The organism is Serratia sp. LSHTC3 (assembly GCF_057197125.1).
Genome location: NZ_JBXUNP010000003.1, coordinates 529133 through 541159 on the forward strand (window position 1 = coordinate 529133; position 12027 = coordinate 541159).

Consider the following 12027-nt stretch of genomic DNA (forward strand, 5'->3'; position numbering starts at 1 on the left):
AGTTATGGTTGCGGTAAGAAGTGCACATCTGAATACGGCGGGTGAGTTCGCTCTTGATGAGTGGATCGCCGGCTTGGGGCTACCTAACCCGCAGTCATGTGAGCGATTGGCCGCAACCTGGCGTTATTGTGAGCAGCAGACCCAAAACCATCCTGACGCCTCGTTGCTGCTGTGGCGCGGCCTGGAGATGGTGGAAATTCTCTCGACGCTGAGCATGGACAATGACAGCATGCGCGCCGCGCTGCTGTTCCCGCTGGTGGACGCCGGCATCGTGCAGGAAGAGACCCTGACCGAAGCGTTCGGCAAGGGCATCGTCGCGCTGGTGCACGGCGTGCGCGATATGGACGCCATTCGCCAACTGAAAGCCACCCAAAACGACTCGATGGCCTCCGAACAGGTCGACAACGTGCGCCGCATGCTGTTGGCGATGGTGGAGGATTTCCGCTGCGTGGTCATCAAGCTGGCGGAGCGCATCGCCCACCTGCGTGAGGTGAAAGACGCGCCGGAAGACGAACGCGTGCTGGCGGCGAAAGAGTGTTCCAACATCTACGCCCCGCTGGCCAACCGGCTCGGCATCGGCCAGCTGAAGTGGGAGCTGGAGGATTTCTGCTTCCGCTACCTGCATCCGGAAGAATATAAGCGCATCGCCAAGCTGTTGCATGAGCGCCGCATCGATCGCGAACAGTTCATCGACGATTTCGTCGCCGGGCTGCGCGCCGAGATGGCCAACGAAGGCATTCGGGTGGAGATCTACGGCCGGCCGAAACACATCTACAGCATCTGGCGCAAGATGCAGAAAAAACACCTGGCGTTCGACGAACTGTTCGACGTGCGTGCGGTGCGCATCGTGGCGGAGCGCCTGCAGGATTGCTACGCGGCGTTGGGCATCGTGCATACCCACTTCCGCCATTTGCCGGATGAGTTCGACGACTACGTCGCTAACCCGAAACCGAACGGCTACCAGTCGATCCACACCGTGGTGCTGGGGCCGCGCGGCAAAACCGTAGAGATTCAGATCCGCACGCGCCAAATGCACGAAGACGCCGAACTGGGCGTGGCCGCGCACTGGAAGTACAAAGAGGGCGCAGGCGTGACCGTGCGCTCCGGCTACGAAGAACGCATCGCCTGGCTGCGCAAGCTGATCGCCTGGCAGGAAGAAATGGCGGACTCCGGCGAGATGCTCGACGAAGTGCGCAGCCAGGTGTTCGACGATCGGGTCTATGTATTTACCCCGAAAGGCGACGTGGTGGATCTGCCGGCCGGCTCCACGCCGCTCGATTTCGCCTACCACATTCACAGCGACGTCGGTCACCGCTGTATCGGCGCCAAGATCGGCGGCCGCATCGTGCCGTTTACCTATCAGCTGAAGATGGGCGATCAGATTGAGATCATCACCCAGAAACAGCCGAACCCGAGCCGCGACTGGCTGAACCCAAACCTGGGGTATGTCACCACCAGCCGCGGGCGCTCGAAGATCCACAACTGGTTCCGCAAGCAGGATCGCGACAAGAACATTCTCGCCGGCCGCCAGATGCTGGACAACGAACTGGAACACCTCGGCATCAGCCTGAAAGAGGCCGAAAAGCTGCTGATCCCGCGCTACAACATGAACTCGCTGGACGAGGTATTGGCGGCGATCGGCGGCGGGGACATTCGCCTGAACCAGATGGTGAATTACCTGCAGGGCAAGTTCAACAAGCCGAGCGCCGAAGAACAGGATCGCGAGGCGCTGCGCCAGCTGGTGCAGCAGAAAGCGCCGCCGCCGGCCCGCAACAAGGACAACGGCCGAGTGGTGGTGGAGGGCGTGGGCAACCTGATGCACCACATTGCCCGCTGCTGCCAGCCGATCCCTGGCGACGACATCGTCGGTTTTATCACCCAGGGGCGCGGTATCTCGATCCACCGTGCGGACTGCGATCAACTGGTCGATTTGCAATCGCACGCGCCGGAGCGCATCGTCGATGCGGTATGGGGTGAAAGCTACTCCAGCGGTTATTCGCTGGTGGTGCGCGTGATGGCCAACGATCGCAGCGGGTTGCTGCGCGACATTACCACCATTTTGGCCAACGAAAAGGTCAACGTGCTGGGGGTTGCCAGCCGCAGCGACACCAAGAAACAGTTGGCCACCATCGACATGGATATCGAAATCTACAACCAGCAGGTGCTGAGCCGGGTGCTGGCGAAGCTGAACCAGCTGCCGGACGTGATAGACGCCAAGCGTCTGCACGGCAACTAAGCTCACATCGCCTTTCGGGCCGTATGCGCTATCGATACGGCCCGAGGTCCATGCATTCGGTGGGCGCTCCCATGCGCCCCCATTCTTTCTCAGAGATTTTTTATGACCCAATCCACTCCGCTGCAGCGCCTGCTGAACATCATGAAAACGCTGCGCGATCCCCAGGTCGGTTGCTCGTGGGACCGCAAGCAAACTTTCGCCACCATCGCGCCCTACACGCTGGAAGAGACTTACGAAGTGCTGGACGCCATCGAGCGGCAGGACTACGCCGATCTGCGCGACGAACTGGGCGATTTGCTGTTCCAGGTGGTGTTCTACGCCCAGATGGGGCAGGAACAGGGGCTGTTCGATTTCGATGAGGTGTGCACCGCCATCAGCGATAAGCTGGAGCGCCGTCACCCGCATATCTTCGGCGACGCCGAGGGCGGAGACAGCGAAGCCGTGGCCGCGCGCTGGGAGCAGCTCAAGGCCGGCGAGCGCGCCGAAAAAGCGCTGCACTCGGTGCTGGACGACATTCCGCAGGCGTTGCCGGCGCTGATGAAGGCGCACAAAATTCAAAAACGCTGCGCCTCGGTCGGCTTCGACTGGAACACCCTGGGGCCGGTGCTGGACAAAGTGTACGAAGAGATCGATGAAGTGATGCACGAAGCCCGCCAGGCGGTGGTCGATGAGAGCAAGCTGGAAGAGGAGATCGGCGATCTGCTGTTCGCCACGGTGAACCTGTCGCGCCATCTGGGGCACAAGGCGGAGAACGCGCTGCAGGCGGCGAACCGCAAGTTCGAGCGCCGCTTCCGCCAGGTGGAAGCGATAGTCCAGCAACGCGGGCTGCGGCTTGAAGACGCCACGCTGGAGCAGATGGAAGACGCCTGGCAGCAGGTGAAGAAATCTGAAATCTGATGCGCTTCCGGCGTTCATGGCGCCGGGGTGAACATGAAGGACGTTCCACGCAGACAAGGGAAGGTGGCGTCATGATCAAGAGGCTAATGCTTTTAGCCTGTTTTTTCCCCGGTTTCAGCACGGCGTCTCCTCCTGCTGATGTTGGGCGGCTGCGGTATGATGAACGCAGGCTGCCATTAGTCGATGTGCAGATCGATAACCGGTTACACACGTTCATGCTGGATACCGGCAGCGCAGAAGGGATACACCTTTATCAACACGATCTGGAGCGTCTGGTCGCGCAACCGAGTCTGAAGGCGGTGCAGCTGGCGCCTCGGCGGCTGAGAGATCTCTCTGGCGGTGAAAATCAGGTGTCTGCCTGGCGGATTAGTCGGCTGTTTATTGGCAATATCCCGTTTAACGACGTCGAAGCGGTGAGTTTTAAGCCCTGGGGACTCAGCCTGGGAAACGAGGTGCCGGTAAGTGAAGTGATGGGGCTTGGGTTGTTCCGCGATCGAAAGGTGCTGATGGACTTCGAAAACGACCGCTTGCAAATGTTGACTCATCTGCCTTCAGACATTGCAATATGGGCTTCATATCCATTCGAACAGACTGATGAGGGGCTGAGTGTGACGGCCTTCGTTGGCAATAAACCGTTGCGCCTGATTGTTGATACCGGCGCCAGCCATTCTCTTTTGTTTGCCGCAGGCTTGCCGGCTGGCCTCTTGTTTTCCGGCTGTCGCTCCATTGAGCCTGAGGCCGATAACCTGGATTGCCGAGTGACCAGATTCACCTTGACCGATCGCCGGGGCCGGCATCACAACGATTTGGCCATCGTTACCGAAGGCCCAACGTCTGAGGCGCTGGGTTTTGATGGTCTGCTGGGGATGGGTTTTATGCGGGGTCATCGTGTGATTGTTGATATGCCTGAACGCATGCTTTACATCAGTCGTTAACCTGATGCGCCTCGATCCCAGGTAATCGGGTTTAGGGAAGCTGAACCGCCGCTACAATGTTGATCGACGACAAGGTTCACGAAAGCTGAAACGGTTAAGCTTGCAGTCAGGTCACAGGCGCATGGCTGCCGTCGGCAGCAAAAGGCCAACAAACTGAAATCTAAGGCGTTTTATCGCTCCCGAGGGGCGGTAAAAAGAAATTTTCTCCGCTAACTCTTTGTATTTCCTGGAGGGTTTGCGGAGCGCCGGCGGAGTAAACCCTGATGAACACGGGAGGGCGGCCGAGATGATGGACAGCAAAACGATCGTTTGTAGGTCAGGAGAGGTTCGGGTATACTACTTTCCCGTCCTGGTTCTTCCATCGTCTTTAAACCTAAACTCTCAGGTTCAGCATGACAACTAATTATATTTTTGTGACCGGCGGGGTCGTATCCTCTCTGGGTAAAGGCATTGCCGCAGCCTCTCTGGCGGCTATTCTTGAAGCCCGTGGCCTCAACGTTACCATCATGAAACTGGACCCGTACATCAACGTGGATCCGGGCACCATGAGCCCGATTCAGCATGGGGAAGTTTTCGTCACCGAAGACGGCGCAGAAACCGATCTGGATTTGGGTCACTACGAGCGATTCATTCGCACCAAAATGTCGCGTCGCAACAACTTCACCACCGGCCGCATCTACTCCGACGTGCTGCGTAAAGAACGCCGCGGCGACTATCTGGGCGCGACCGTGCAGGTCATTCCGCACATCACCAACGCGATCAAAGAGCGCATCATCGAAGGCGGCGAAGGCCACGATGTGGTGCTGGTGGAAATCGGCGGCACCGTCGGCGATATCGAATCGCTGCCGTTCCTCGAAGCCATCCGTCAGATGGCGGTGGAAGTGGGCCGCGAGCACACGCTGTACATGCACCTGACGCTGGTGCCGTACATGGCGGCGGCGGGCGAAGTGAAAACCAAGCCGACCCAGCATTCCGTAAAAGAGCTGCTTTCCATCGGTATCCAGCCTGATGTGCTGATTTGCCGTTCCGATCGCGCGGTTCCTGCTAACGAACGCGCTAAAATCGCGCTTTTCTGCAACGTGCCGGAAAAAGCGGTTATCTCTCTGAAAGACGTTGATTCTATTTATAAAATCCCAGGCCTATTGAAATCTCAGGGGCTGGACGATTATATTTGTAAACGATTCAGCCTGAACGCGCCGGAAGCCAACCTGGCCGAATGGGAACAGGTGATCTACGAAGAAGCCAATCCGGGCGGCGAAGTGACCATCGGTATGGTCGGCAAATACGTTGAGCTGCCGGACGCTTACAAGTCGGTGATCGAAGCGCTGAAGCACGGCGGGCTGAAAAACCGTCTGACCGTGAACATCAAGCTGATCGACTCGCAGGACGTGGAAACCCGCGGCGTGGAAGTGCTGAAAGGGCTGGATGCGATCCTGATCCCGGGCGGCTTCGGTTACCGCGGCGTGGAAGGCAAAGTGATGACCGCACGCTATGCGCGCGAGAACAACATTCCTTATCTGGGCATTTGCCTGGGCATGCAGGTGGCGTTGATGGAGTTCGCTCGCAACGTGGCGGGGATGGAGAACGCCAACTCCACCGAGTTTATGCCAGACTGTAAGTACCCGGTGGTGGCGTTGATCACCGAATGGCGCGACGAAGACGGCAACGTCGAAGTGCGCAGCGAAGAAAGCGATTTGGGCGGCACGATGCGCGTAGGTGGCCAACAGTGCAACCTGAGCGACAACAGCCTGGTGCGCCAGCTGTACGGCGAACCGACCATTGTCGAGCGTCATCGTCACCGTTACGAAGTTAACAACATGCTGTTGAAGCAGATCGAAGCCGCAGGGCTGCGTGTCGCCGGTCGTTCCGCCGACAACAAGCTGGTTGAGATCATTGAACTGCCGAATCACCCGTGGTTTGTAGCCTGTCAGTTCCACCCGGAATTTACGTCTACGCCGCGTGATGGGCATCCGCTGTTCGCCGGCTTCGTGAAAGCCGCTGGCGAGCATCAGAAGCGCCAGGTGAAATAACATATTTGGTAGGCGGCGCGCGGTGAGAACCGCGCGCTGTTTGTCTGGAGTTTTAGTTTAACTTGTACTGAGGAAAACCTAATGTCCAAAATCGTTAAAGTCATCGGTCGTGAAATCATCGACTCCCGCGGTAACCCGACTGTTGAAGCCGAAGTTCATCTGGAAGGCGGTTTCGTCGGCCTGGCTGCTGCGCCGTCAGGTGCTTCTACCGGTTCCCGCGAAGCGCTGGAACTGCGTGACGGTGACAAGTCTCGTTTCCTGGGTAAAGGCGTACTGAAAGCCGTTGCTGCAGTAAACGGTCCGATTGCTCAGGCAGTACTGGGTAAAGATGCCAAAGACCAGGCGAACATCGACAAGATCATGATCGAGCTGGACGGCACCGAAAACAAATCCAACTTCGGCGCCAACGCCATTCTGGCGGTTTCCCTGGCAGCAGCGAAAGCGGCCGCAGCCTCTAAAGGCATGCCGCTGTACGAGCACATCGCTGAACTGAACGGCACCCCAGGCAAATTCTCCATGCCACTGCCGATGATGAACATCATCAACGGCGGCGAGCACGCTGACAACAACGTCGACATTCAGGAATTCATGATTCAGCCGGTTGGCGCGAAGACCCTGAAAGAAGCGGTGCGCATCGGTTCTGAAGTGTTCCACCACCTGGCGAAAGTTCTGAAAGCCAAAGGCATGAACACCGCCGTGGGCGACGAAGGCGGCTATGCGCCAAACCTGGGTTCCAACGCCGAAGCGCTGGCGGTTATCGCTGAAGCGGTAAAAGCGGCGGGCTACGAGCTGGGCAAAGACGTCACTCTGGCGATGGACTGCGCGGCTTCCGAATTCTACAAAGACGGTAAATACGTGCTGGCCGGCGAAGGTAACAAAGCCTTCACTTCCGAAGAGTTCACTCACTTCCTGGAAGAGCTGACCAAACAGTACCCAATTGTGTCTATCGAAGACGGCCTGGATGAATCCGACTGGGCGGGCTTCGCTTACCAGACCAAAGTACTGGGCGACAAAATCCAGCTGGTTGGCGACGATCTGTTCGTGACCAACACCAAGATCCTGAAAGAAGGCATCGAGAAAGGCATCGCTAACTCCATCCTGATCAAGTTCAACCAGATCGGTTCTCTGACCGAAACCCTGGCAGCTATCAAGATGGCGAAAGACGCCGGTTACACTGCGGTGATCTCTCACCGTTCCGGTGAAACCGAAGACGCGACCATCGCTGACCTGGCGGTAGGGACTGCGGCTGGTCAGATCAAAACCGGTTCCATGAGCCGTTCTGACCGCGTTGCCAAGTACAACCAACTGATCCGTATCGAAGAAGCGCTGGGTGACCGTGCGCCGTTCAACGGCCTGAAAGAAGTTAAAGGCCAGTAAGTTCGACCGATTCGGTTGCTAAATAAAAACCCGCCGCGGCGGGTTTTTTTATGTTTTAAATTCGTGATGATTGTCATTTTAATAATAAGTTTTTTATTGAAAACGTGGTTTTGTTTAACCCGATAATTTCATTAAAGATAGTAAACGCGCTTATTTTATATTCCAATTTTGTTTGCTTTATAACTATTCGTTACTAGACTGCCAATAAGGCAGTTTATTTCTCGCCGTTCTGCCGTAGACCTTGAACATCACCATACCTTAATACTGCCGGCTTGCTGGCCGGTTGAGCGAGGGCTTGATGCGACAGCGAATCATCATTGTCGGCGGCGGAACCGGCGGCACCATATTGGCCAATTTATTGGCCACAAAATTGCACCGGGAAATTATTAATAATAAAGTTGAGTTATTAATGATATCGGATTCACCGCTGCATTATTACAAACCGGCGTTTATGTATGTGGCATTCAATACTTTTTTCAAGCAGGAGCTCACGCGTTCACAGCGGAGTTTATTGCGGCCTGAAATACAGTTTATTATTGATAAAGCGGAATCTTTCGATTTAAAACAGCGAAGTATAGCGACGCAAAGCGGTAAGCTTTACTCCTATGACTTTCTGGTTTTCGCCACCGGCTGCGTACCTTGGCCAGAGCGCATCGAAGGGTTGGCGCAGGCGGGCGATCATTTCTACCAGTATCAGGCCGCGCGGCAGTTGGCGCATAAGCTGGCGACGATCGAGAAAGGCCGCATTTTCATCACCGTGTCCTTCCCTGAAACGCCCAACGTGCCCCATCAGTGCGGCATCGCGCCGATCGAAACCACCCTGATGCTGGACGACTACCTGCGGCGGCGCGGCGTGCGCAAGGCGGTGGAGATCGTTTATACCTACCCAACCATTTCTCAACTGCTGCGTAACTGCCTGTTTTTACAGCGCCCGACCGGCGAAGCGCTGCCCGCCATTTTTGCCGCACGTGACATTCTCCACCAGCGTGGGTTTACCCTCAGCCGGGTAGACGCCCAACGTAACATCGCCTATTCCGCTGAGGGGGAAGAGCAGCCGTTCGACATTCTGATGGCAACGCCGCCGATTCGTGCAGTCGAGGCGGTGCGCAATACCGGGTTGAGCGAGAGTCAAAACGGTGAAGGCTGGCTGCCGACCGATCATCAAACGCTGCAGGTCTACGGCCAACAGGGCGTGTATGTCATAGGCGATACCGTGGATTTGCCGGTCAGCAAGGCCGGCGGCTCTTGCCATAATCAGGCGCCGGTCATTGCCGACAACATCGTGGCGGAAATGCGGCTGGGCCAAACCGTGAGCCATTATGACGGCAAGGTGCAGGCGGTCGCGCAAATGGGGCTGAATGCCGGCATGCCGCTGGTGTACGACTACCGTCACGACGTGCTGCCGACGCCCGCCACCAAGGTGGGCGGCATGCTGCGCAATGGGTTTAACCGCGGCCTTTACTGGGCCACGGTAAGGGGGCTGATATGACGGAAAGCACGGTGCATGCGGCTGACCTGCAATCATTGGCGGCGTTGCTCGAGAAACTGCAGCCGCTGCTGGCGGGTGGCCGGTTGGATAACGTGGTCGATCTGTTGTCGCTGTTGTCGGACGTGGTGGATATTGCCGACAACGCGCTGGTGGAGAAATTAGCCGGCGTCTTTGAAGGTTTGGTGACCCTCGGCTGGGAAGGCGGAACGGCGCTGCAGATGGCGCACAGCGAGCTGCAGTTGAATCCACCACCGGCCAGTTTTCGCGCGCTGTACGCCTTGCTGAAGCAGCCGGATACCCTGCTGGGGTTAACGTTGCTGCTGCGTACTTTACAAATCATCGGCCGGCGCACGCGAGACAGCGCGTTGCCGTCAGCCCTGCCAGATGAATCGTCGAATTAAGCTTCACTCACTCAGGTAAGGAGTTGTGTTATGTCCGCTACAGCAGTTGGCCACGACTTTGCCACCCGGGCTATTCATTACGGCTACGATCCTCAGCGGTATCAGGGGGCACTGTCTCCGCCGGTGTTTATGAGCTCTACGTTTGCTTTTCCCACGGCGGAATACGGCGGCGCCTGCTTTGCCGGCACCGAGCCGGGGTACTTTTACTCGCGCATCGCCAACCCGACGTTAAACCTGCTCGAGCAACGCATCGCCAACCTGGAGGAGGGGGAGGCGGCGGTGGCGTTCGCTTCCGGCATGGGGGCGATCACCGCGTGTTGTTGGACGCTGCTCAGACCGGGTGATGAGCTGATTGTCGACGAAACCGTCTATGGTTGCACCTTCAGCTACTTTCATCATGGTCTGGCGCGCTTTGGCGTCAAGATAACCCACGTTGATTTGACCCGGCCGGAGCGGTTGGCGGCGGCCATTGGACCGCGTACCCGCCTGGTGTATTGCGAAACGCCGGCCAATCCCAATATGCGTTTGATCGATATCGCCGCCGTGGCGGAGATCGCCCATCGGCATCAGGCGCTGTTGCTGGTGGACAACACCTACTGTACGCCCTATCTGCAGCGGCCTTTGGCGCTAGGCGCCGATATCGTGGTGCACTCGGCGACCAAGTACCTCGGCGGGCACGGGGATCTCCTGGCCGGGATCGCGGTGACGCGTCAGGCGTTGGCCGAGGCGATCCGTCTGGAGGGGCTAAAGGACATGAATGGGGCGGTACTGTCAGCGCAGGATGCCGCGCTGGTGCTGCGCGGGATGAAAACTTTGCCGCTGCGCATGGATCGTCATTGCGATAATGCGCAGCGCCTGGCGGAGATGTTGGCGGAGCATCCGGCGGTCGAGCGGGTGTATTACCCCGGCCTGGCGAACTTCCCGCAGCATGCGTTGGCGCAGCGGCAAATGGCGCGCCCCGGCGGCATGCTGGCGTTTGAGCTGCGGGGTGGCCTGCGTGCGGGCATTCGCTTCCTCAACGCGCTGCAGCTCATCTTGCGCGCGGTCAGCCTGGGCGATTGCGAAAGCCTGGCGCAACACCCGGCCAGCATGACGCACTCGGCCTACACGCCGGAAGAGCGGAAACGGCACCACATCAGCGAGGGGCTGGTGCGGCTGTCCGCCGGGCTGGAGGCGTTTGACGATCTGCAGGCGGATATCCTGCAAGCGCTGGCGCAGGCGCAATAAAAAACCCGCCGCAGCGGGTTTTAGCCGAAGCGAGCGTTACATCTGTTGCGTCGCTGTGGTCACCGGCGAACCGCCGCCTTTTTTGCGTACCCACAGCCAGTAAGCCGCGGTGAGGAACGCGATCCACACCAGCCCGACATACAGGGCGATGCGGCTCTCTTCGAAGTAGCCGAGCAGGCCGATGACGAACGCCATAAAGGCGGTCGCCAATGCCGGCGCCACCGGCCACCACGGCACCGGGAAGCTCAACTGACGCGTTTCTTCCGGCGACAGCGTGCGGCGCATGACGATCTGCGACAGCAGGATCATCAGCCACACCCAGACGGTGGCGAAGGTAGCGATTGAGGCGATGATCATGAAGACCTTCTCCGGGATCAGGTAGTTGAGCACCACCGCCAGCAGCAGGGCGACCGACATCACCAGCACCGTCATCCACGGCACGCCGCTGGCGGTCAGTTTGGTGAAGCTGCGCGGCGCCTGGCCGTCCTGCGCCATGCCGTACATCATGCGGCCGGCGCCGAAGATGTCGCTGTTGATGGCCGAAATGGCCGCGGTGATCACCACCACGTTCAGCACGTTGGCGGCGGAGCTGATGCCGAGGTTGCTGAAGATCTCAACGAACGGGCTGCCGTTCTGGCCGATGCTGTTCCACGGATAGATCGCCATCAGCACCGTCAGCGTCAGCACGTAAAACAGCAGGATGCGCACCGGTACGGCGTTGATCGCCTTCGGCAGCACTTTGGCGGGGTCTTTCGCCTCGCTGGCGGTGATGCCGATGATCTCGATGCCGCCGAAGGCGAACATCACTACCGCTAATGACGCGACCACGCCGCCGATGCCGTTAGGCATAAAGCCGCCGTGCTGCCACAGGTTGCTGATGCCGGTGGCGTGCTGGGCTTGCCCGAAACCGAACAGCATTACCGCCGCACCGCCGACGATCATCGCCACGATGGCGGCGACCTTGACCAGCGACAGCCAGAACTCCAGCTCGCCGAAAACCTTGACGCTGCACAGGTTGAGCGCGCCGATAAACAGGATGATGCTGAGCACCCAGACCCACTGGGCGACGTCCGGGAACCACAGCCCCATATAGATGCCGAAGGCAGTGACGTCCGCCAGGGCGACGATCACCATTTCAAAGGTGTAGGTCCAGCCGGTGAGGAACCCGGCCAGCGGGCCGAGATAGTGGCTGGCGTAGTGGCCGAACGAACCGGAAACTGGCTGGTGCACCGCCATTTCGCCCAGCGCGCGCATCACCATGAATACCGCCGCGCCGCCCACCAGGTAGGCCAGCAGCACCGCCGGGCCGGCCAGCTGGATGGCGCCGGCGGAGCCGTAGAACAGGCCGGTGCCGATCGCCGAGCCGAGAGCCATGAAACGGATATGTCGCGCGTTTAGTCCGCGTCTGAGTTGTGTTGTTTCGTTACGCATGTTG

9 protein-coding genes are annotated in these 12027 nt (G+C 58.6%); 8 read left to right on the forward strand and 1 reads right to left on the reverse strand.

Translation table 11 applies throughout. The features are described from left to right. Positions 1-4: 4 nt before the first annotated feature. From relA to AC2CGI_RS15340, 8 genes are all read left to right on the forward strand, one after another. Complete coding sequence (gene relA / locus AC2CGI_RS15305) at positions 5-2236, forward strand: GTP diphosphokinase (protein ID WP_004932686.1); 2232 nt, start codon at positions 5-7, stop codon at positions 2234-2236. A gap of 102 nt (positions 2237-2338) precedes the next feature. Then, positions 2339-3133, forward strand: coding sequence for a nucleoside triphosphate pyrophosphohydrolase (gene mazG / locus AC2CGI_RS15310; protein WP_015376670.1), 795 nt, complete (start codon positions 2339-2341; stop codon positions 3131-3133). Positions 3134-3204: 71 nt separating this feature from the next. Beyond that, the gene (locus tag AC2CGI_RS15315) at positions 3205-4068 is read left to right on the forward strand and encodes a pepsin/retropepsin-like aspartic protease family protein (protein ID WP_015376671.1); all 864 of its coding nucleotides are present in this window, start codon (positions 3205-3207) and stop codon (positions 4066-4068) included. A 392-nt stretch (positions 4069-4460) separates the two neighbouring features. Next, a complete protein-coding gene (gene pyrG / locus AC2CGI_RS15320) occupies positions 4461-6098 on the forward strand; it encodes a glutamine hydrolyzing CTP synthase (RefSeq protein WP_004932674.1) in 1638 nt (545 codons plus the stop codon). Positions 6099-6179: 81 nt separating this feature from the next. Then, positions 6180-7475 carry a phosphopyruvate hydratase gene (gene eno, locus AC2CGI_RS15325; RefSeq protein WP_004932670.1) on the forward strand — a complete coding sequence of 432 codons (1296 nt, stop codon included), beginning with the start codon at positions 6180-6182 and terminating at the stop codon, positions 7473-7475. 298 nt (positions 7476-7773) lie between these two features. Beyond that, positions 7774-8964, forward strand: a complete 1191-nt coding sequence (locus tag AC2CGI_RS15330) for an NAD(P)/FAD-dependent oxidoreductase (protein ID WP_041922186.1) — start codon at positions 7774-7776, stop codon at positions 8962-8964. Continuing rightward, entirely contained in the window at positions 8961-9365 is a 405-nt protein-coding gene (locus tag AC2CGI_RS15335) for a helical membrane plugin domain-containing protein (protein WP_015376673.1), read from the forward strand. The genes AC2CGI_RS15330 and AC2CGI_RS15335 overlap by 4 nt, the downstream gene beginning before the upstream one ends. 30 nt (positions 9366-9395) lie before the next feature. After that, the gene (locus tag AC2CGI_RS15340) at positions 9396-10592 is read left to right on the forward strand and encodes a methionine gamma-lyase (protein WP_031300382.1); all 1197 of its coding nucleotides are present in this window, start codon (positions 9396-9398) and stop codon (positions 10590-10592) included. Positions 10593-10628: 36 nt separating this feature from the next. On the opposite strand, the gene AC2CGI_RS15345 is transcribed toward AC2CGI_RS15340, so the two are convergent. After that, the gene (locus AC2CGI_RS15345; protein WP_015376675.1) at positions 10629-12023 is read right to left on the reverse strand and encodes an amino acid permease; all 1395 of its coding nucleotides are present in this window, start codon (positions 12021-12023) and stop codon (positions 10629-10631) included. Between the last annotated feature and the right edge of the window lie 4 nt (positions 12024-12027).

Bases quoted from the DNA above. Each gene is read 5' to 3' on its own strand.
- pyrG (WP_004932674.1), top strand. From the start codon at position 4,461: ATGACAACTAATTATATTTTTGTGACCGGCGGGGTCGTATCCTCTCTG.
- relA (WP_004932686.1), top strand. From the start codon at position 5: ATGGTTGCGGTAAGAAGTGCACATCTGAATACGGCGGGTGAGTTCGCT.
- eno (WP_004932670.1), top strand. From the start codon at position 6,180: ATGTCCAAAATCGTTAAAGTCATCGGTCGTGAAATCATCGACTCCCGC.
- AC2CGI_RS15335 (WP_015376673.1), top strand. From the start codon at position 8,961: ATGACGGAAAGCACGGTGCATGCGGCTGACCTGCAATCATTGGCGGCG.
- AC2CGI_RS15330 (WP_041922186.1), top strand. From the start codon at position 7,774: ATGCGACAGCGAATCATCATTGTCGGCGGCGGAACCGGCGGCACCATA.
- AC2CGI_RS15345 (WP_015376675.1), bottom strand. From the start codon at position 12,023: ATGCGTAACGAAACAACACAACTCAGACGCGGACTAAACGCGCGACAT.
- AC2CGI_RS15315 (WP_015376671.1), top strand. From the start codon at position 3,205: ATGATCAAGAGGCTAATGCTTTTAGCCTGTTTTTTCCCCGGTTTCAGC.
- AC2CGI_RS15340 (WP_031300382.1), top strand. From the start codon at position 9,396: ATGTCCGCTACAGCAGTTGGCCACGACTTTGCCACCCGGGCTATTCAT.
- mazG (WP_015376670.1), top strand. From the start codon at position 2,339: ATGACCCAATCCACTCCGCTGCAGCGCCTGCTGAACATCATGAAAACG.